This window comes from Pseudomonas qingdaonensis (assembly GCF_018398475.1).
GTDB classification, from domain to species: Bacteria; Pseudomonadota; Gammaproteobacteria; order Pseudomonadales; family Pseudomonadaceae; genus Aquipseudomonas; species Aquipseudomonas palmensis.
This window is the reverse complement of sequence record NZ_CP074676.1, coordinates 5,074,015-5,094,326: the sequence shown is the minus strand read 5'-3', so window position 1 is coordinate 5,094,326 and position 20,312 is coordinate 5,074,015. Positions and strand designations below refer to the sequence as shown.

The window sequence follows — 20,312 nt, the reverse complement described above, 5'->3', positions numbered from 1 at the left end:
GCCTTGCCGGCGAAGTGGCTAAAGCAGGCGTGCCTACTCGTCGCGGCCCTTGCTGCGCACGGCACGCTGCAACTCGCGATCGGAATCACGCTCGCGCTGGGTATCGCGCTTGTCGTATTCCTTCTTGCCCTTGCCCAGGGCAATCTCGCACTTGATCAAGTGCTTGCTCCAGTACATCGATAAGGCCACGCAGGTATAGCCCTTCTGCTGTACGCCCACGAACAGGCGCTCCAGCTCGCGGCGATTGAGCAGCAGTTTACGGGTACGGGTCGGGTCGGCGATCACGTGGGTGCTGGCCGCGGTCAGGGGGGTGATATGGCAACCCATCAGCCATGCTTCACCGTCCTTGAGCAGCACGTAGCTGTCCACAAGATGCGCCTTGCCGGCACGCAGACTTTTTACTTCCCAACCGGACAGGACCAATCCGGCCTCGAACTTGTGCTCGATGAAGTAATCGTGACGCGCCTTTTTATTCTGCGCGATGGTCCCTGTCGGATGCTTCTTTTGTTTAGCCATAGGGGCGGCATTATAGGCAGTCGTCGCGCTGTCGGCTACGGGGTAGCGGTACGCTTGAGCCGTTGGAGTGAATCCCGGACAATACGCGCTGTTTTTCCTCTTGATGCGCTATGTGGCGCCCCTCGGCATTCGCATCGTGTTTACCGCTCAGCTTTGGAAGTGACGCCTGGATGACTACCCATATTCAACGTTCGGCACTGTTGCCGTACCCCGCTCAGGCGCTGTATGACCTGGTGAATGACGTCGCCCGCTATTCGGAATTTCTGCCGTGGTGTTCCTCCAGCACGGTGCTGGAGCAGAGCGAGACCCTGATGCGTGCGCGAGTCGAGGCGGCCAAGGGCGGCATGAGCCAGAGTTTTGTAACGCGAAATGAGTTGGTGCCAGGGCAGTCCATCGAGATGAACCTTGAGGAGGGGCCGTTCAATCAGCTGCACGGGCTGTGGACGTTCAAGGCACTCGGCGACAAGGCCTGCAAGATCAGCCTGGACCTGTCGTTCGATTACGCCGGGCCGCTGGTGCGCGCCACCCTGGGGCCGATCTTCAACCAGGCGGCCAACACCCTGGTGGATGCGTTCTGCCAGCGGGCCAAGCAACTCAATGGCTGAGCCGATGCTGCCCATCGAAGTGGTCTACGCCACCGCCGAGCAGCAGCTGTTGCTGGCGCTGGAGGTGCCAGCGGGTACGTCGGTGAGCGAGGCAGTTCGCTTGTCGGGCATCGCCGGGCAGTTGCCGGGCGTGTCGATCGGGGATTGCCCGATGGGTATCTTTGGCAAGGTGGTTGCGTCGCAGCATCCGGTCGAGGCGGGTGATCGGATCGAGCTGTATCGGCCGCTGCTGATCGACCCCAAGGAGGTGCGCAAACAGCGCGCGGCCAAGGTAGCCAGGGTGTTCAAGAAGGCCAAGCGGTGAAACGCCGCGCATGAAAAAGCCCGGAATGATCCGGGCTTTTTATTGCCTGCGCCTTGCTTACTGCGGCGAGGTGTCCAGCGGTTCCGGCACTGGAACCGGGATGACTTCGATGGTATCGACGTCGCGCTGGATCGTGTCTTCCAGCGAGCCAGGCTTGGCGGGGGCTTCCTGCTTGGCAGGTGTCTCGCCTTCGGCAGGGCTGACGGTGGTGCCCGCTGCGCCGCCAAGGATTTCCTGATCGCGGCTCACACCCGGCATGAAGTCACCTGACAGGCTGGCGAGCTGGTCGTTCTCGTTGAAGAACACGCTCATCCGTTCCTGCTGGCGCTCGCCCCCACCTGGTTGCAGACTGTACAGGTAGTCCCAACGGTTGGTGTGGAAGGTGTCCTGGATCAGAGGGTTGCCCATGATAAACCGTACTTGCCGGCGGGTCATTCCCGGCCGCAATTGGTCTATCATGTCCTGCGTGACGACATTGCCCTGCTGGATGTCGATTTTGTAAACCCCGGGGAACGAGCAACCGGCGAGTGCGAGCAGTCCCACAAAGGTGAGGCTGGTTAGCAAGAGCTTGGTGTTTTGCATCGGTGGGCGACTTCCACTATCTTGGCTGGACAACGTAAACCCCGATCATACCCGTATTCAGAGAAGCTGCGAAGCAGCATCGGCGAGAAAGCTGACCATGGTTGAAAATAGCGAATTACGCAAAGCCGGTCTCAAGGTGACCCTGCCTCGAGTCAAGATTTTACAGATGCTCGACTCCACCGAGCAGCGCCACATGAGTGCTGAAGACGTCTACAAGGCGTTGATGGAGGCAGGCGAGGACGTCGGTCTGGCCACGGTTTACCGTGTTCTGACCCAGTTCGAGGCGGCAGGTCTTGTCGTTCGTCACAACTTCGACGGCGGTCATGCAGTGTTTGAACTGGCCGACGGCGGCCACCACGACCATATGGTCAACGTGGAGTCTGGCGAAGTCATCGAGTTCTTCGATGCCGAAATTGAAAAGCGCCAGAAGGAAATCGTGCTGGAGCACGGCTACGAGTTGGTAGATCACAATCTCGTACTGTACGTGCGCAAGAAAAAGTAAGCACTTTGCTTTGAATTGCACGGCATTGAAGGCGACCCTGGGGTCGCCTTCGTGCTTTGTGGGGGCTGTAATGTTGTACGCCGGCAAGGCCGGCTCCTGCGGGGGCACTCAGGCTTTGCTGGTGACGACCATCTTTCTGGCATGCGCCAGCGATTCCTTGGTCAGGTCGATGCCGCCCAGCATGCGCGCCACTTCTTCGACCCGCTCACGTTTGCCCAGGCTCGCCACCGCCGTATGGGTCGCATCGCTGTTGCGCACCTTGTGCACGAACAGGTGATGGTGGCCCTGCGCGGCTACCTGCGGCAGGTGGGTGACCGTCAATACCTGCCCACGCTCGCCCAGGCGACGCAACAGCTGCCCCACGATTTCCGCAGTCGGGCCGCCGATACCCACGTCGACTTCGTCGAACACCAGGGTCGGAATGCGCGAGGTCTGAGCGGTAATGACCTGGATTGCCAGGCTGATCCGTGACAATTCACCCCCGGAAGCCACCTTGGCCAGTGCCTTGAGCGGCTGGCCGGGGTTGGCGCTGACCAGCAGTTCGACCTGCTCCAGGCCCTGGGGCAACAAGTCTTCGCCACTGTTGGGGCGAAGTTCGATGCTGAAGCGTCCGCCAGGCATGCCCAGGCGCTGAATCTCAAGCTCCACCGCGCCAGCCAGCTGGGTCGCGGCCTGCTGGCGCAGGCGGCTCAGCTCCGAGGCCTTTTCCTGGTAATGGCGGGCAAAGGCGGCAAGTTCGTCACCCAGTCGGGCAATGGACTCGTCGTTGGCGTTGAGGCCTTCGAGCTCCTCCATCAAGCGTTGCTGCAGGTCGGCCAGCTCGCTGGGGTGCACGCGGTGTTTGCGCGCCAGGGTGTACAGGGCGTCGAGACGCTCTTCCAGCTGCTGCAGCCGCGCGGGGTCGGCGTCGAAATGGTCGAGAAAGCGGTTGAGCTCGCCCACTGCTTCTTCTACCTGAATCTGCGCACTGGCGATCATGTTGGCCGCCTCGGCCAGCGCCTTGGGGGCATTCTGTACGGCGGTCAGGCGATTGAGGCTGACGGTCAGCGCACTGAGCACATTGCCCGAGTCGCTCTCGCTGCAATGGTCGATGACCTGGCGGCAGATACCGAGCAGGGCCTCTGCATTGGTCAGGTTCTTGTGTTCCTGTTCCAGCAGCTCAAGTTCGTTTTCGCCCAGGTTGAGGTTTTCCAGCTCTTCGAGCTGATAGCTGAGCAACTGGTGCTGCGCGCGCTGTTCGTCCCCGGAGTTGCTCAGCCGCTCGAGCTCCTGGCGGGTCTGCCGCCAGCGCTGCGCCGCCAGCTGAACCTGGCGTGCAAGGTCGGTGGCGCCGGCGTACTCGTCGAGCAGGCGGCGATGGGTGTCGGTCTTCAGCAGCGACTGGTGTTCGTGCTGGCTGTGGATGTCGATCAGCAGCTCGCCCAGGGCCTTGAGGTCGCCCAGCGGGCAAGGCGTGCCGTTTATATAGCCACGGCTGCGGCCTTCGGCGGTGATCACCCGGCGCAGTATGCACGGGCCGTCGGTGTCCAGGTCGCGCTCGGCCAGCCAGGTGCGGGCCTCGGGAATGTCGCCCAGGTCGAAGGTGGCCAGGATGTCGGCCTTGTCTGCCCCGGGGCGCACCACGCCGCTGTCGGCGCGATCACCCAGGGTGAGGCCGAGGGCGTCGAGCATGATCGATTTGCCGGCCCCGGTTTCACCGGTGATGACGCTCATCCCGCGGGCGAGTTCGAGGTCCAGGTGTTCGACGATGGCGTAGTTGTGTACGGAAAGATGCACCAGCATTGGGGCGGCTCCCAGGCGTAAGGTCTGGTTATTTATACAGTGTTTTGAAATCGCCTGACAATGCTTGTGCTTAGTTTGATTCGGTTGCTCGGTGAGGGTTTTGATCGCAAGGGGTTATGAGGGTAATGCTGCTGACTGTTCATCAGCCCTTGAAGCTGCATTTTCAGACCCCATATAGCCGGCAGACGTGCGAGTAAGTTCGCTGACGAAATTGCAAAGGAGAGATTTTATGGCTGACGAACAGACGCTGGATGAACAGAATCTGAACGCCGAGGCAGCCGGCGATGAGCTGAGCACGCGCGTGCAGGTGCTCGAAGAGCAACTGGCGGCGGCCCAGGATCAATCCCTGCGCACCGCCGCAGACCTTCAGAACGTGCGCCGTCGCGCCGAGCAGGATGTCGAGAAGGCGCACAAGTTCGCCCTTGAGAAATTCGCTGGTGACCTGTTGCCGGTGATCGACAGCCTTGAGCGCGGCCTGGAGCTGTCCAGCGCCGAAGACGAGAGCATCCGCCCGATGCGTGAAGGCATCGAGCTGACCCTGAAGATGTTCCACGACACCCTCAAGCGCTACAACCTCGAGGCGATCGACCCGCACGGCGAACCGTTCAACGCCGAACTGCACCAGGCCATGGCCATGCAGGAGAGTGCGGACGTCGAGCCCAACAGCGTGCTCAAGGTGTTCCAGAAGGGCTACCAGCTCAATGGGCGTCTGCTGCGCCCGGCCATGGTCGTGGTCAGCAAGGCTCCGGCTCCGGTTTCGCCCTCGATTGACGAGAAGGCTTGAAATTAGCTTGGCGGCCCCCATTTAAGTGTCAAGCGTTTAAGTGCTACCGCAGTTGGCAACCACCGCTGCGGCAACCAAATCCAAAGTTTCGGGAGAGTTAACATGGGCAAAATTATCGGTATCGACCTGGGGACCACCAACTCCTGTGTCTCCATTCTGGAAAACGGCAACGTCAAGGTCATCGAGAACGCCGAAGGCGCTCGTACCACCCCTTCGATCATTGCCTACGCCAATGACGGCGAGTTCCTGGTCGGCCAGTCGGCCAAGCGTCAGGCGGTGACCAACCCGCACAACACCCTGTACGCGGTAAAGCGTCTGATCGGCCGTCGTTTTGACGAAGAAGTCGTTCAGAAAGACATCCAGATGGTCCCTTACAAGATCGTCAAGGCTGACAACAACGACGCCTGGGTGGAAGTGAACGGCCAGAAGATGGCTCCGCCTCAGATCTCGGCTGAAATTCTGAAAAAGATGAAGAAAACCGCCGAAGACTATCTCGGCGAGGCAGTGACCGAAGCGGTCATCACCGTACCTGCCTACTTCAACGACAGCCAGCGTCAGGCTACTAAGGACGCCGGTCGCATTGCCGGTCTGGACGTCAAGCGCATCATCAACGAACCGACCGCAGCCGCACTGGCCTACGGTATGGACAAGGCCAAGGGTGATCACACCGTGATCGTCTACGACCTGGGTGGCGGTACCTTCGACGTGTCGGTGATCGAGATCGCTGAAGTCGACGGCGAGCACCAGTTCGAAGTACTGGCTACCAACGGCGACACCTTCCTGGGTGGTGAAGACTTCGACATTCGTCTGATCGACTACCTCGTCGACGAATTCAAGAAAGAAAGCGGCATGAACCTCAAGGGTGACCCGCTGGCCATGCAGCGCCTGAAAGAAGCTGCCGAAAAAGCCAAGATCGAGCTGTCCTCGAGCCAGCAGACCGACGTGAACCTGCCGTACATCACTGCAGACGCCACCGGCCCTAAGCACCTGAACGTGAAGATTTCCCGCGCCAAGCTGGAATCGCTGGTCGAAGACCTGGTTCAGCGCACCATCGAGCCATGCCGCATCGCGCTGAAAGACGCCGGTATCGACGTGAGCAAGATCAACGACGTGATCCTGGTCGGCGGTCAGACCCGTATGCCACTGGTGCAGAAGCTGGTGACCGACTTCTTCGGCAAGGAAGCACGTAAGGACGTGAACCCTGACGAAGCTGTCGCCATGGGTGCTGCCATTCAGGGCGCCGTACTGGCTGGTGACGTGAAAGACGTGCTGCTGCTGGACGTCAGCCCGCTGACCCTGGGTATCGAAACCATGGGTGGCGTGATGACTGCGCTGATCGAGAAGAACACCACCATCCCGACCAAGAAGTCGCAGGTGTTCTCGACGGCCGACGACAACCAGGGCGCCGTGACCATTCACGTGCTGCAGGGCGAGCGCAAGCAAGCCGCGCAGAACAAGTCGCTGGGTAAATTCGACCTGGCCGAGATTCCGCCAGCACCACGTGGCGTACCGCAAATCGAAGTGACCTTCGATATCGACGCCAACGGCATCCTGCACGTAGGTGCCAAAGACAAGGCGACCGGCAAGCAGCAGTCGATCGTGATCAAGGCCAACTCGGGTCTGTCCGAGGAAGAAATTCAGCAGATGGTGCGTGACGCTGAAGTCAACGCCGAGGAAGATCGCAAGTTCGAAGAGCTGGCTGCTGCCCGCAACCAGGGTGACGCGCTGGTTCACTCGACCCGCAAGATGGTCGCCGACGCCGGTGACAAGGTAACCGCGGACGAGAAGGCTGCTATCGAAGCTGCCGTTGTCGCCCTGGAAGCCGCTGTCAAAGGCGACGACAAGGCTGCCATCGAAGCCAAGGTCGAAGAGCTGTCGAAGGTCTCCGCGCCAGTGGCTCAGAAGATGTACGCCGAGCAGGCCGAACAGCCTCAGGGCGGTGCTCAGCCAGAAGCTGAAGAGCCCAAGCACGACGACGTGGTCGACGCTGAGTTCGAAGAAGTAAAAGACAACAAGTAATAGCTACAGGTTGTCGCCCGGTTGACTGCTGTTCGGCAGTGACTGGTAGGATGTCGCCGCGCGGGGGCTTGCTCCCGCGTTGGCGTGTCTGGAATACCCGAATTTTTACAGCATTCGAGCGCGCTTGAATGCTGGCGGCACAGCGCGGTATGCGCCGAGGTATGCCGAACGTCCTCAAGAGTGCAAAGAATTATGGCAAAGCGTGACTATTACGAGGTTCTGGGAGTCGAGCGCGGCTCGAGCGAGGCCGACCTGAAGAAGGCCTATCGTCGCCTGGCGATGAAGCACCACCCGGACCGTAATCCTGATGACAAGGCCTCGGAAGAGCTGTTCAAGGAAGCCAACGAGGCTTACGAAGTGCTCTCCGATGCCAGCAAGCGTGCTGCGTATGATCAGTATGGCCATGCCGGTGTCGACCCGAGCATGGGTGGCGGCGGTGCCGGTTTCGGTGGCGCCAACTTCTCCGACATCTTCGGTGATGTGTTCAGCGACTTCTTCGGCGGTGGCCGGGGCGGTGGTCGCGGTGGCGCTCAGCGTGGCAGCGACCTGCGCTACACCCTCGAGCTGAACCTGGAAGAGGCCGTGCGCGGCACCACGGTCAACATCCGTGTGCCGACGCTGGTCAACTGTGCGCCGTGCGATGGCTCGGGTGCCAAGAAGGGCTCGTCGCCTTCGACCTGCCCGACCTGCGGCGGTATTGGCCAGGTGCGCATGCAGCAGGGCTTCTTCTCGGTGCAGCAGACCTGCCCGCGCTGTCATGGTCAGGGCAAGATCATCACCGACCCGTGCGATTCGTGCCATGGCGAAGGCCGTGTCGAAGAGTACAAGACCCTCTCGGTCAAGGTGCCGGCCGGCGTCGATACCGGTGACCGCATTCGCCTGTCGGGCGAAGGCGAGGCAGGTTCCCAGGGTGGCCCGACCGGCGACCTGTACGTGGTGATCAATGTGCGCGAGCACCCGATCTTCCAGCGCGACGGCAAGCACCTGTACTGCGAAGTGCCGATCAGCTACACCGATGCGGCGCTGGGTGGCGAGCTTGAAGTGCCGACCCTCGATGGCCGGGTCAAGCTGAAGATCCCCGAGGGGACCCAGACCGGCAAGCAGTTCCGTCTGCGCGGCAAGGGCGTTGCGCCGGTGCGTGGCGGTGGCGCGGGCGACCTGATGTGCCGGGTGGCGGTAGAAACGCCGGTCAACCTGAGCCGTCGTCAGCGTGAGCTGCTCGAAGAGTTGCGTGTTTCGCTGGATGGCGACAGCTGCCATTCTCCCAAGGCCAATGGCTGGTTCGAAGGCGTGAAACGCTTCTTCGGCGATCTGTAAGAAGGAACAGGGCATGCGACGTATAGCGGTAATGGGCGCGGCAGGGCGGATGGGCAAGACCCTGATCGAGGCAGTGCAGCAGACGCCGGGGGCGGGCCTGACCGCCGCTGTGGATCGTCCGGACAGTACGCTGGTCGGGGCCGACGCCGGTGAGCTGGCGGCGCTGGGGCGTATTGGTGTGCCGCTGTCGGGTGATCTGGATCGGGTGGTCGACGAGTTCGATGTGCTGATCGACTTCACCCATCCTTCGGTGACTTTGAAGAACCTGGCGTTCTGCCGCAAGGCGGGCAAGGCGATGGTCATCGGCACCACCGGTTTCAGTGTTGAAGAGAAGCAACTGCTGGCCGAGGCGGGCAAGGACATCCCTATCGTGTTTGCCGCCAACTTCAGCGTTGGCGTCAACCTCAGCCTGAAGCTGCTGGACATGGCGGCGCGTGTGCTGGGCGACGATGTGGACATCGAGATCATCGAGGCCCATCACCGTCACAAGGTGGATGCGCCGTCGGGTACCGCGCTGCGCATGGGCGAGGTGGTGGCCAATGCACTTGGTCGTGACCTGCAGGAAGTGGCCGTGTATGGCCGGGAAGGCCAGACCTGTGCGCGGGACCGCAAGACCATCGGCTTTGCCACCGTGCGTGCCGGTGACGTGGTGGGTGACCACACCGTGCTGTTCGCCGCTGACGGCGAGCGCCTGGAGATCACCCACAAGGCCTCCAGTCGCATGACCTTCGCCAAGGGTGCGGTACGTGCCGCGCTGTGGCTGGATGGGCGTGCGCCGGGCCTGTACGACATGCAGGACGTGCTCGACCTGCGTTGATCGCTGCATCAGGGGCTGCCATGCGGCCCCTTCGCCGGCCTCCCTGGCCGAGCGTTTGAAACAAGCGACTTTCTGTCGCATTCCCATGCCTTTCAGGCACATCAGTGGTAGACCGAAAAAGCCTTTTTCTGTAAGCTACAGCTTTAGTGTGTCCACTAAAAGCGCGCAGATAATTCGACGAAGAAAGCGGGGTGACGTGTCTATACGTCATTCCGCTTTTTTGCAACCTGCGATCGCCCCTTCAGGCTTTATTTTTGGGAGGTCTTCTTGACTAAGCCAGCCATACTCGCCCTTGCCGATGGCAGCATTTTTCGCGGTGAGGCCATTGGAGCCGACGGTCAGACCGTTGGTGAGGTGGTGTTCAACACCGCAATGACCGGCTATCAGGAAATCCTGACTGACCCTTCTTACTCGCAGCAGATCGTTACCCTGACCTACCCGCACATCGGCAACACCGGCACCACGCCGGAAGACGCCGAGTCCGATCGGGTCTGGTCGGCCGGCCTGGTCATCCGTGACCTGCCGCTGATCGCCAGCAACTGGCGCAACACGATGTCGCTGTCCGATTACCTCAAGGCCAACAATGTGGTGGCCATTGCCGGTATCGACACCCGTCGCCTGACCCGCATCCTGCGTGAGAAGGGCGCGCAGAACGGCTGCATCCTGGCTGGCGACAACATTTCTGAAGAGGCGGCCATCGCAGCCGCGCGCGGCTTCCCGGGCCTGAAGGGCATGGACCTGGCCAAGGTCGTCAGCACCAAGAGCCGCTACGAGTGGCGCTCCAGCGTGTGGAACCTGAAGACCGACAGCCACCCGACCATCGACGCCGCCGAGTTGCCGTACCACGTCGTGGCCTACGACTATGGCGTCAAGCTGAACATCCTGCGCATGCTGGTCGAACGCGGTTGCCGCGTCACCGTGGTGCCGGCGCAAACCCCGGCCAGCGAAGTGCTCGCGCTCAACCCCGATGGCGTGTTCCTGTCCAACGGCCCGGGCGACCCCGAGCCTTGCGACTACGCGATCCAGGCGATCCGCGAAATCCTCGAAACCGAAGTGCCTGTGTTCGGTATCTGCCTGGGCCACCAACTGCTGGCCCTGGCCTCCGGTGCCAAGACCGTCAAGATGGGTCATGGTCACCACGGTGCCAACCACCCGGTCCAGGACCTGGACACCGGCGTGGTGATGATCACCAGCCAGAACCACGGTTTCGCGGTAGATGAAGCGACCCTGCCAGGCAACGTGCGCGCCATCCACAAGTCGCTGTTCGACGGTACCCTGCAGGGCATCGAGCGCACCGACAAGAGCGCCTTCAGCTTCCAGGGTCACCCTGAGGCGAGCCCGGGCCCGACCGACGTCGCGCCACTGTTTGATCGTTTCATCGATGCCATGGCCAAGCGCCGCTGAGCACCCCCGGAGGCAGCCCTGAACCGGCACAGGCCGCGTTCAGGCGCTCCTCGAGTGGATTGTTCGACACAGCTTGCCCACTGACCCGCGGATTTGAGTGACAACCCATGCCAAAACGTACAGACATCAAAAGCATCCTGATTCTCGGCGCCGGCCCGATCGTGATCGGCCAGGCCTGCGAATTCGACTACTCCGGCGCCCAGGCCTGCAAGGCCCTGCGCGAGGAGGGTTTTCGCGTCATCCTGGTGAACTCCAACCCGGCCACCATCATGACCGACCCGGCCATGGCCGACGCCACCTACATCGAGCCGATCAAGTGGCAGTCGGTGGCCAAGATCATCGAGAAGGAGCGCCCTGACGCGCTGCTGCCGACCATGGGCGGCCAGACCGCGCTGAACTGCGCGCTGGACCTGGAGCGCGAAGGCGTCCTGGAAAAATTCGGCGTGGAAATGATCGGTGCCAACGCCGACACCATCGACAAGGCCGAAGACCGCTCGCGTTTCGACAAGGCCATGAAGGCCATCGGCCTGGAATGCCCGCGCTCGGGTATCGCCCACAGCATGGAAGAGGCCAATGCGGTGCTCGAGAAGCTGGGCTTCCCGTGCATCATCCGTCCGTCCTTCACCATGGGCGGCACCGGTGGCGGCATCGCCTACAACCGTGAAGAATTCGAAGAAATCTGCGCCCGTGGTCTGGACCTGTCGCCAACCAAGGAACTGCTGATCGACGAATCGCTGATCGGCTGGAAAGAGTACGAGATGGAAGTGGTCCGCGACAAAAAGGACAACTGCATCATCGTCTGCTCCATCGAGAACTTCGACCCGATGGGCGTGCACACCGGTGACTCGATCACCGTCGCACCGGCACAGACCCTGACCGACAAGGAATACCAGATCATGCGCAACGCCTCGCTGGCGGTGCTGCGTGAAATCGGTGTCGAAACCGGCGGCTCCAACGTGCAGTTCGGTATCTGCCCGGACACTGGCCGCATGGTCGTGATCGAGATGAACCCGCGGGTTTCGCGTTCCTCGGCCCTGGCCTCGAAAGCCACCGGCTTCCCGATCGCCAAGATCGCCGCCAAGCTGGCTGTTGGCTACACCCTCGATGAACTGCAGAACGACATCACCGGTGGTCGCACGCCGGCCTCGTTCGAGCCGTCGATCGACTACGTCGTCACCAAGCTGCCGCGCTTTGCCTTCGAAAAATTCCCGAAAGCCGATGCCCGCCTGACCACCCAGATGAAATCCGTGGGTGAAGTCATGGCCATCGGCCGCACCTTCCAGGAGTCGCTGCAGAAAGCCCTGCGCGGCCTGGAAGTCGGTGTATGCGGGCTGGACCCGAAAGTGGACCTGGCCAGCCCGGAAGCTGCCAGCATCCTCAAGCGCGAGCTGACCGTGCCGGGCGCCGAGCGTATCTGGTACGTGGCCGACGCCATGCGTTCGGGCATGAGCGTGGATGAAATCTTCGCCCTGACCATGATCGACCGCTGGTTCCTGGTGCAGATGGAAGACCTGATCAAGGAAGAAGAGAAGGTCAAGACCCTGGGCCTGGCCGATATCGACAAGGCACTGATGCTGCGCCTCAAGCGCAAGGGCTTCTCTGACCAGCGCCTGGCCAAGCTGCTGGGCATCACCGACAAGAACCTGCGTCGTCACCGCCACAAGCTCGAGATCTTCCCGGTCTACAAGCGCGTCGATACCTGCGCAGCCGAGTTCGCCACCGACACCGCCTATCTGTACTCCACCTACGAGGAAGAGTGCGAGGCCAACCCGTCGACCCGCGACAAGATCATGATCCTGGGTGGCGGCCCCAACCGTATCGGCCAGGGCATCGAGTTCGACTACTGCTGCGTCCATGCGGCACTGGCCCTGCGTGAAGACGGCTACGAGACCATCATGGTCAACTGCAACCCGGAGACCGTCTCCACCGACTACGATACCTCCGACCGCCTGTACTTCGAGCCGCTGACCCTGGAAGACGTGCTGGAAGTGGTGCGTGTCGAGAAGCCGAAGGGCGTCATCGTGCACTACGGCGGCCAGACTCCGCTGAAACTGGCCCGTGCCCTGGAAGAAGCCGGCGTACCGATCATCGGTACCAGCCCGGACTCCATCGACCGCGCCGAAGACCGTGAGCGCTTCCAGCAGATGGTTCAGCGCCTGAACCTGCTGCAGCCGCCAAACGCCACCGTGCGCAGCGAAGACGAAGCGATTCGTGCCGCCGGCGTCATCGGTTACCCGCTGGTGGTGCGCCCGTCCTACGTACTGGGCGGCCGTGCGATGGAGATTGTCTACGAACTGGACGAACTCAAGCGCTACCTGCGTGAAGCGGTGCAGGTGTCCAACGACAGCCCTGTGCTGCTGGACCACTTCCTCAACTGCGCCATCGAGATGGACGTGGATGCGGTCTGCGACGGCACCGACGTTGTGATCGGCGCGATCATGCAGCACATCGAGCAGGCCGGTGTTCACTCCGGTGACTCGGCATGCTCGCTGCCGCCGTACTCGCTGCCTGCCCACGTGCAGGACGAAGTGCGCGACCAGGTCAAGAAGATGGCACTGGAGCTGGGCGTTGTCGGCCTGATGAACGTGCAGCTGGCGCTGCAGGGCGACAAGATCTACGTGATCGAGGTCAACCCGCGTGCTTCGCGTACCGTGCCGTTCGTGTCCAAGTGCATCGGCACCTCGCTGGCGATGATTGCGGCTCGCGTCATGGCCGGCAAGACCCTGAAAGAGATCGGTTTCACCCAGGAAATCATTCCGAACTTCTACAGCGTGAAGGAAGCGGTGTTCCCGTTCGCTAAGTTCCCGGGCGTCGATCCGATCCTCGGCCCTGAAATGAAGTCCACCGGTGAAGTCATGGGTGTCGGCGACACCTTCGGCGAAGCCTTCGCCAAGGCCCAGATGGGCGCCAGCGAAGTGCTGCCGACCGGCGGCACCGCGTTCATCAGCGTGCGTGACGACGACAAGCCGCAGGTGGCTGGCGTTGCCCGCGACCTGATCAACCTGGGCTTCGAAGTGGTTGCCACGGCCGGTACCGCCAAGATCATCGAGGCGGCAGGCCTGAAAGTGCGTCGCGTGAACAAGGTGACCGAAGGTCGTCCGCACGTGGTCGACATGATCAAGAACGACGAAGTGTCGCTGATCATCAACACCACCGAAGGTCGCCAGTCGATTGCCGACTCCTACTCGATTCGTCGCAATGCGTTGCAGCACAAGATCTACTGCACCACGACCATTGCGGCCGGTGAAGCCATCTGCGAAGCGCTGAAGTTCGGTCCGGAAAAAACCGTACGTCGCTTGCAGGATCTGCATGCAGGACTCAAAGCATGAGTATTACCAAATACCCGATGACCGTTCAGGGCGCTCGCGCCCTGGAGGAAGAGCATCTCTTCCTGAGCAAGACCGAACGCCCGCGCCTGAGCCAGGCGATTGGCGAAGCCCGTGAGCTGGGCGACCTCAAGGAAAACGCCGAGTACCACGCTGCCCGTGAAGAGCAGGGCATGGTCGAGGCGCGTATCCGCGATATCGAAGGCCGCCTGCAGAATGCGGTAGTGATCGACGTTACCACCATTGCCCACACGGGCAAGGTGATCTTCGGTACCACCGTGAACCTTGAAAACACCGAAACCGGCGATCAGGTGACCTACCAGATCGTTGGTGAGGACGAGGCGGACGTCAAGAACGGCAAGCTCTCGGTCGGTGCTCCGATCGCCCGCGCCATCATCGGCAAGGAAGAGGGTGACACTGTGGTGATCAAGACGCCGAGCGGCACAGTCGAGTACGAGATTGTCGAAGTCCGTCACATTTGATCGCCCGCGCGGCTTTGCCGCGTCGGCAGTGATCTGGCAGCTGGCCCAGGTGCTCTGGGTCGGCGGCGTGTGGATGCTGCATTTTGCGGTACTGCCGGTGCTGGGCCAGATTGGCCTGGCGCCGCTGTTGATCGAAGATTTTGGCGTGCTGGCCGCGTCGCTGCTGGTCGCCTTTGCGGCGGCGGGCTGCTGCGTGCAGGTGCTGGTGCTGATTCAGGCCGAAGGGATGGCCAGCCTGTGGCGAGACATGCGTGGGCAACTGCTGCTGATGGCAGTGGCGGCGTGCGTGATGTATTTCGTCTTGCGGGTTGGCGGGGCGGGGCAGTTGCGTTGGCAGCTGTTCTGCTACCTGGTGCTGGGCCTCAGCGGTTTGCTGCTGGTGCTGCAGCCGCCGCCGGGCAGGGCGCGCAAGGCGCGCCACTGAACGGCGCGAACATCACTTGTAGCGGTGGATGTTCGACAGTTGCTTGTTGGGCTGCGGGTTGCGGCGATAGATCAGTGCCTTCTTGCCGATGGTCTGCACCAGTTCGGCGCGACCGGCCTTGCACAGTGCGGCAATGGCGGCGGCACGTTCTTCGCGGTCTTCCGAGCGGATCTCTACCTTGATCAGTTCGTGATCGGCCAGGGCGCGCTCGAGTTCGGCGATAACCCCTTCAGTCAGGCCGTTGCCTGCCACAATCAGAACTGGTTTCAGATCGTGGCCAATGGATTTGTACTGTTTCTTCTGCTCGTTATTGAGCGGCATAATCTGACCCTTTGTCTAGATTCTGTAAAAATGGCGGCCATTTTACCCGAGGGCCCGTGGATCCGCCCAGTTAATCACGACCCTTATCATCGAGGTGCCCAGTGGCGCGTTCCAAGACAAGCCTTGGCTGGCTGAAAGAACACTTCAACGATCCTTACGTCAAAAAGGCGCAAAAGGACGGATATCGCTCGCGCGCGAGCTACAAATTGCTCGAAATCCAGGAAAAGTACCGTTTGATCCGCCCGGGCATGAGCGTGATCGATCTGGGCGCGGCGCCCGGTGGCTGGTCGCAGGTGACCAGTCGTCTGATTGGCGGTCAGGGGCGTCTGATCGCCTCCGACATCCTCGAAATGGACAGTATTCCCGACGTTACCTTCATCCAGGGCGACTTTACCCAGGATGAAGTGCTGGCGCAGATTCTCGAGGCGGTCGGTAATTCGCACGTAGACCTTGTGATTTCCGATATGGCCCCCAATATGAGTGGTACGCCCGCTGTGGATATGCCCAAGGCCATGTTCCTGTGCGAGCTGGCCCTTGATCTGGCGACCCGGGTACTCAAGCCGGGTGGCGATTTTCTGATCAAGATCTTTCAGGGCGAGGGGTTTGACGTCTACCTCAAGGACGCCCGCAAGAAATTCGACAAGGTGCAGATGCTCAAGCCCGATTCTTCACGCGATCGCTCCCGCGAGCAGTACATGCTGGGGCGTGGCTACAAGGGCGAGTAGGGCTTCAGGCCGGCAGCTTCCAGGGTATCCGATAGCTATTTCCAATCGGATGTCCTGCCTGACCTGGATGAACATCGTGTAGTCTAGGTTTCACAAAGGGTTACAGACGGCGCCTGCAGACATGTAGGTAATGTAGTAAGTTAAGCCGGTGATTATCATGCGAGGCACGGCTGCGCCTAAGGCCTGCCTCAGAGGGTAGCTAATTGAACGACATGGCAAAGAATCTGATCCTGTGGTTGATCATCGCCGCGGTCCTGGTGACCGTGATGAACAACTTCTCCAGCCCGAACGAGCCGCAGACCCTCAACTATTCCGACTTCATTCAGCAGGTCAAGGATGGCAAGGTCGAGCGTGTGACGGTCGACGGTGCAGTCATCATTGGTAAGCGTACCGACGGCGACAGCTTCAAGACCGTGCGTCCCGCGATCGCCGACAACGGCCTGATCGGTGACCTGGTCGACAACCACGTCGTGGTCGAAGGCAAGCAGCCTGAACAACAAAGCATCTGGACCCAGTTGCTGGTCGCCAGCTTCCCGATCCTGGTCATCATCGCCGTGTTCATGTTCTTCATGCGCCAGATGCAGGGCGGTGCCGGTGGCAAGGGTGGGCCGATGAGTTTCGGCAAGAGCAAGGCGCGTCTGCTCTCCGAAGACCAGGTCAAGACCACCCTGGCCGACGTCGCAGGTTGCGATGAAGCCAAGGAAGAGGTTGGCGAGCTGGTCGAGTTCCTGCGTGATCCAGGCAAGTTCCAGCGCCTGGGCGGTCGTATTCCGCGCGGCGTGCTGATGGTCGGCCCGCCCGGTACCGGTAAGACCCTGCTGGCCAAGGCCATTGCGGGTGAGGCCAAGGTGCCGTTCTTCACCATTTCCGGTTCCGACTTCGTTGAAATGTTCGTGGGTGTCGGTGCCAGCCGTGTACGTGACATGTTCGAGCAGGCCAAGAAGCACGCACCGTGCATCATCTTCATCGACGAAATCGACGCCGTCGGTCGCCACCGTGGCGCCGGCATGGGCGGTGGTCATGACGAGCGCGAGCAGACCCTCAACCAGTTGCTGGTGGAGATGGACGGCTTCGAAATGAACGACGGCATCATCGTGATCGCCGCTACCAACCGTCCGGACGTGCTTGACCCTGCGTTGCTGCGTCCAGGCCGTTTCGACCGCCAAGTGGTCGTTGGCCTGCCCGACATCCGTGGTCGCGAGCAGATTCTCAAGGTGCACATGCGCAAGACGCCGATCGGCGACAACGTGAACCCTGCTGTGATCGCCCGTGGTACGCCCGGCTTCTCCGGTGCCGACCTGGCCAACCTGGTCAACGAGGCGTCGCTGTTCGCTGCGCGCGGCGGCAAGCGTGTGGTCGAGATGAAGGAGTTCGAGCTGGCCAAGGACAAGATCATGATGGGCGCCGAGCGCAAGTCGATGGTCATGTCCGAGAAAGAGAAGCAGAACACCGCTTACCACGAGGCGGGTCACGCCATCGTCGGTCGCGTGGTGCCCGAGCACGACCCGGTGTACAAGGTCTCGATCATTCCGCGCGGTCGCGCCCTGGGCGTCACGATGTTCCTGCCGGAAGAGGACCGCTACAGCCTGTCCAAGCGTGCGCTGATCAGTCAGATCTGCTCGTTGTACGGTGGTCGTATCGCCGAGGAAATGACCCTTGGCTTCGATGGCGTTACCACGGGTGCCTCCAACGACATCATGCGAGCCAGCCAGATCGCTCGCAACATGGTCACCAAGTGGGGCTTGTCGGAAAAACTCGGCCCGCTGATGTACGCCGAAGAAGAAGGCGAAGTGTTCCTGGGCCGCAGTGCCGGTTCCCAGCACGCCAGCGTTTCGGGCGAGACGGCCAAGTTGATCGACTCCGAGGTGCGCAGCATCATCGACCAGTGCTATGCCACTGCCAAGCAGATCCTCACCGAAAACCGTGACAAGCTCGATGCCATGGCCGATGCGCTGATGAAGTACGAGACCATCGATGCCGACCAGATCGACGACATCATGGCCGGTCGCGAGCCGCGTGAGCCCCGTGACTGGGAAGGTGGTTCGGGCACTTCGGGCACCTCTGCCACGCAAGGTGATCGCCCCGAGTCCCCGATCGGTGGTCCGGCGGCGCAGCTCTAAGGGTTGACATGACTTCACAGCAGTACCCAACCCGGTTGCCTTGCGGCAACCGGGTTCTCGACCTTTCCCGTACCCATGTGATGGGTATCCTCAACATAACCCCTGATTCCTTCTCGGACGGCGGTCGCTTCACCCAGCGTGATGCGGCCTTGCGCCATGCCGAAGCGATGGTGGCGGCCGGTGCTACGCTTGTCGATGTCGGTGGGGAGTCCACCCGGCCAGGTGCACGCGTGGTCACTGCTCTCGAAGAGCTCGAGCGGGTTGCACCCATTGTCGAAGCGATCAGTCGCGAGCTGGATGTCATCATCTCGGTAGATACCTCGACGCCGGCTGTGATCCGCGAGACTGCCCGCCTGGGCGCGGGGCTGATCAACGATGTGCGCTCGCTGACCCGCGATGACGCCCTGGATGCCGCTGCAGCCACCGGTTTGCCGGTCTGCCTTATGCACATGCGCGGCGAGCCCGGCGACATGCAGAACAACCCGCACTACGACGATGTGACCGTCGAGGTGGCGATGTTTCTCGAGCAGCGCATGGCAGCCTGTGCTTCGGTGGGTATCGGCGCCGAAAAGATTGTGCTCGATCCGGGCTTTGGTTTTGCCAAGACGCTTGCGCACAACCTCAGCCTGTTCAAGCATATGCAGGACCTTTATCGCCTGGGCCGTCCCCTCCTGGTGGGCGTTTCGCGCAAGAGCATGATCGGCCTGGCGCTGGAGCGTCCGGTCGGTGAGCGGCTTTATGGCAGCCTGGCGCTTGCTGCGCTGGCGATGACCCGGGGTGCGAGCATCCTGCGAGTTCACGATGTTGCCGAGACCGTCGACGTGGTACGGATGATTGCAGCGGTTGAAGCCGCCGAATAAGAGTGACGGAGCATTTCACTATGAGCAGAAAATATTTTGGTACCGACGGAATTCGTGGCCGTGTCGGCGAATACCCGATCACGCCGGATTTCATGCTCAAGCTCGGTTGGGCCGCAGGCATGGCCTTTCGCAAGCTCGGCGCCTGCCGGGTGCTCGTAGGCAAGGACACGCGTATCTCCGGCTACATGTTCGAGTCGGCCCTTGAGGCCGGTCTGTCTGCGGCGGGCGCAGATGTGCTGCTGCTCGGCCCGATGCCGACGCCGGCCATCGCCTACCTGACCCGCACCTTTCATGCCGAAGCCGGGATCGTCATCAGTGCGTCGCACAATCCGCATGACGACAACGGCATCAAGTTCTTCTCCGGTCAGGGCACCAAGCTGCCCGACGATGTGGAGCAGATGATCGAGGAGTTGCTCGACAAGCCCATGACCGTGGTCGAGTCGAGCAAGCTGGGCAAGGTGTCGCGCATCAACGACGCGGCCGGCCGCTACATCGAGTTCTGCAAGAGCAGCGTGCCGACCAGTACCGATTTCGCCGGCCTCAAGCTGGTGGTCGACTGCGCCCACGGCGCCACGTACAAGGTGGCCCCCAGCGTGTTTCGCGAGCTCGGCGCCGATGTCACGGTGCTGGCAGCGCAGCCGGATGGCCTCAACATCAACGAGAACTGCGGTTCGACCCATATCGAGTCGCTTCAGGCGGCGGTGCTGGTAGGGCATGCCGACCTGGGGATCGCGTTCGACGGTGACGGTGACCGGGTGCTGATGGTCGACCATACCGGCGCGATCGTCGATGGTGACGAATTGCTGTTCATCATTGCCCGTGACCTCCAGGAGCGTGGCAAGCTCAATGGTGGCGTTGTGGGTACGCTGATGAGCAACCTGGGCCTCGAACTGGCCTTGCAGGAGCTCTCGATACCGTTTGTGCGTGCCAAGGTGGGTGACCGCTATGTGATGGCCGAACTGCTGGAGCGCGACTGGAACATCGGCGGCGAGAATTCCGGGCACGTGGTGTGCTTCAGTCATACCACCACAGGAGATGCGATCATCGCTGCCCTGCAGGTGCTGATGGCGCTCAAGCGTCGCGGTGAAACCCTGGCTCAGGCCCGTCAGGCGCTGCGCAAATGCCCGCAGGTGCTGATCAATGTTCGCTTTGGCGAGAGCAAGGTGGACCCTGTCGAGCACCCGGCGGTCAAACAGGCCTGCGAGCGGGTCACCGAGGCCATGGCGGGTCGTGGTCGCGTGCTGCTGCGCAAGTCCGGCACAGAGCCACTGGTGCGTGTGATGGTCGAAGGTGACGACGAAAGTCAGGTGCGCGGCTACGCCGAGGAACTGGCAAAGCTGGTAACTGAAGTTTGCGCCTGATTAGCGCTTGCCAGTGGTGATCGGGTTGGGTAACATCTGCGCCCACTTTGACCGACGAGGT

Annotated in this window: 19 protein-coding genes; 15 read left to right on the top strand and 4 right to left on the bottom strand. The window is 61.5% G+C overall.

All coding sequences use genetic code 11. From position 1 onward, the window contains the following. Positions 1–33 precede the first annotated feature (33 nt). The gene (gene smpB, locus KH389_RS23265; protein WP_043863839.1) at positions 34–516 is read right to left on the bottom strand and encodes an SsrA-binding protein SmpB; all 483 of its coding nucleotides are present in this window, start codon (positions 514–516) and stop codon (positions 34–36) included. Between the two features lie 170 nt (positions 517–686). On the opposite strand from smpB, the gene KH389_RS23260 reads away from it, so the two are divergent. Both KH389_RS23260 and KH389_RS23255 read left to right on the top strand, forming a co-directional pair. After that, positions 687–1,121: a type II toxin-antitoxin system RatA family toxin gene (locus tag KH389_RS23260; protein ID WP_043863838.1), complete on the top strand. Its 435-nt coding sequence runs from the start codon at positions 687–689 to the stop codon at positions 1,119–1,121. Then, on the top strand, positions 1,114–1,425 hold the full coding sequence (locus KH389_RS23255; protein ID WP_078481341.1) for an RnfH family protein: 312 nt from the start codon (positions 1,114–1,116) through the stop codon (positions 1,423–1,425). Before KH389_RS23260 ends, KH389_RS23255 begins: the two co-directional genes overlap by 8 nt. 57 nt (positions 1,426–1,482) lie before the next feature. On the opposite strand, the gene KH389_RS23250 is transcribed toward KH389_RS23255, so the two are convergent. Continuing rightward, the gene (locus tag KH389_RS23250; protein WP_043863836.1) at positions 1,483–2,007 is read right to left on the bottom strand and encodes an outer membrane protein assembly factor BamE; all 525 of its coding nucleotides are present in this window, start codon (positions 2,005–2,007) and stop codon (positions 1,483–1,485) included. Between the two features lie 97 nt (positions 2,008–2,104). Between KH389_RS23250 and fur the strand changes: the two genes are divergently transcribed. Then, complete coding sequence (gene fur / locus KH389_RS23245) at positions 2,105–2,509, top strand: ferric iron uptake transcriptional regulator (protein WP_043863835.1); 405 nt, start codon at positions 2,105–2,107, stop codon at positions 2,507–2,509. Between the two features lie 108 nt (positions 2,510–2,617). Here the strand turns inward: fur and recN are convergent, their stop codons facing one another. Next, on the bottom strand, positions 2,618–4,291 hold the full coding sequence (gene recN, locus KH389_RS23240) for a DNA repair protein RecN (RefSeq protein WP_213606337.1): 1,674 nt from the start codon (positions 4,289–4,291) through the stop codon (positions 2,618–2,620). A gap of 229 nt (positions 4,292–4,520) precedes the next feature. On the opposite strand from recN, the gene grpE reads away from it, so the two are divergent. From grpE to KH389_RS23200, 8 genes are all read left to right on the top strand, one after another. After that, the gene (grpE, locus tag KH389_RS23235; RefSeq protein WP_043863833.1) at positions 4,521–5,075 is read left to right on the top strand and encodes a nucleotide exchange factor GrpE; all 555 of its coding nucleotides are present in this window, start codon (positions 4,521–4,523) and stop codon (positions 5,073–5,075) included. 102 nt (positions 5,076–5,177) lie between these two features. Beyond that, a complete protein-coding gene (gene dnaK / locus KH389_RS23230; RefSeq protein ID WP_213606335.1) occupies positions 5,178–7,094 on the top strand; it encodes a molecular chaperone DnaK in 1,917 nt (638 codons plus the stop codon). Positions 7,095–7,286: 192 nt separating this feature from the next. Beyond that, complete coding sequence (gene dnaJ, locus KH389_RS23225) at positions 7,287–8,411, top strand: molecular chaperone DnaJ (protein ID WP_043863831.1); 1,125 nt, start codon at positions 7,287–7,289, stop codon at positions 8,409–8,411. Positions 8,412–8,424: 13 nt separating this feature from the next. Next, positions 8,425–9,228: a 4-hydroxy-tetrahydrodipicolinate reductase gene (gene dapB / locus KH389_RS23220; protein WP_213606333.1), complete on the top strand. Its 804-nt coding sequence runs from the start codon at positions 8,425–8,427 to the stop codon at positions 9,226–9,228. Between the two features lie 267 nt (positions 9,229–9,495). Next, positions 9,496–10,632, top strand: coding sequence for a glutamine-hydrolyzing carbamoyl-phosphate synthase small subunit (gene carA / locus KH389_RS23215; protein WP_043863829.1), 1,137 nt, complete (start codon positions 9,496–9,498; stop codon positions 10,630–10,632). Positions 10,633–10,739: 107 nt separating this feature from the next. Next, positions 10,740–13,961, top strand: coding sequence for a carbamoyl-phosphate synthase large subunit (carB, locus tag KH389_RS23210; protein WP_043863828.1), 3,222 nt, complete (start codon positions 10,740–10,742; stop codon positions 13,959–13,961). Beyond that, on the top strand, positions 13,958–14,440 hold the full coding sequence (gene greA / locus KH389_RS23205; RefSeq protein WP_078481340.1) for a transcription elongation factor GreA: 483 nt from the start codon (positions 13,958–13,960) through the stop codon (positions 14,438–14,440). The genes carB and greA overlap by 4 nt, the downstream gene beginning before the upstream one ends. Positions 14,441–14,468: 28 nt before the next feature. Further along, positions 14,469–14,864: an MFS transporter gene (locus KH389_RS23200; RefSeq protein ID WP_213607552.1), complete on the top strand. Its 396-nt coding sequence runs from the start codon at positions 14,469–14,471 to the stop codon at positions 14,862–14,864. A gap of 12 nt (positions 14,865–14,876) precedes the next feature. Here the strand turns inward: KH389_RS23200 and yhbY are convergent, their stop codons facing one another. Beyond that, positions 14,877–15,185: a ribosome assembly RNA-binding protein YhbY gene (gene yhbY, locus KH389_RS23195; protein ID WP_038606752.1), complete on the bottom strand. Its 309-nt coding sequence runs from the start codon at positions 15,183–15,185 to the stop codon at positions 14,877–14,879. A gap of 101 nt (positions 15,186–15,286) precedes the next feature. On the opposite strand from yhbY, the gene rlmE reads away from it, so the two are divergent. The 4 genes from rlmE (at position 15,287) to glmM (ending at position 20,251) form a co-directional block, all read left to right on the top strand. Beyond that, positions 15,287–15,910 carry a 23S rRNA (uridine(2552)-2'-O)-methyltransferase RlmE gene (rlmE, locus tag KH389_RS23190; RefSeq protein WP_043863826.1) on the top strand — a complete coding sequence of 208 codons (624 nt, stop codon included), beginning with the start codon at positions 15,287–15,289 and terminating at the stop codon, positions 15,908–15,910. Between the two features lie 212 nt (positions 15,911–16,122). Further along, positions 16,123–18,030, top strand: a complete 1,908-nt coding sequence (ftsH, locus tag KH389_RS23185) for an ATP-dependent zinc metalloprotease FtsH (protein ID WP_043863825.1) — start codon at positions 16,123–16,125, stop codon at positions 18,028–18,030. 8 nt (positions 18,031–18,038) lie between these two features. Further along, positions 18,039–18,890 carry a dihydropteroate synthase gene (gene folP / locus KH389_RS23180; RefSeq protein WP_213606331.1) on the top strand — a complete coding sequence of 284 codons (852 nt, stop codon included), beginning with the start codon at positions 18,039–18,041 and terminating at the stop codon, positions 18,888–18,890. 20 nt (positions 18,891–18,910) lie between these two features. Then, entirely contained in the window at positions 18,911–20,251 is a 1,341-nt protein-coding gene (gene glmM / locus KH389_RS23175) for a phosphoglucosamine mutase (protein WP_054916542.1), read from the top strand. Positions 20,252–20,312 lie beyond the last annotated feature (61 nt).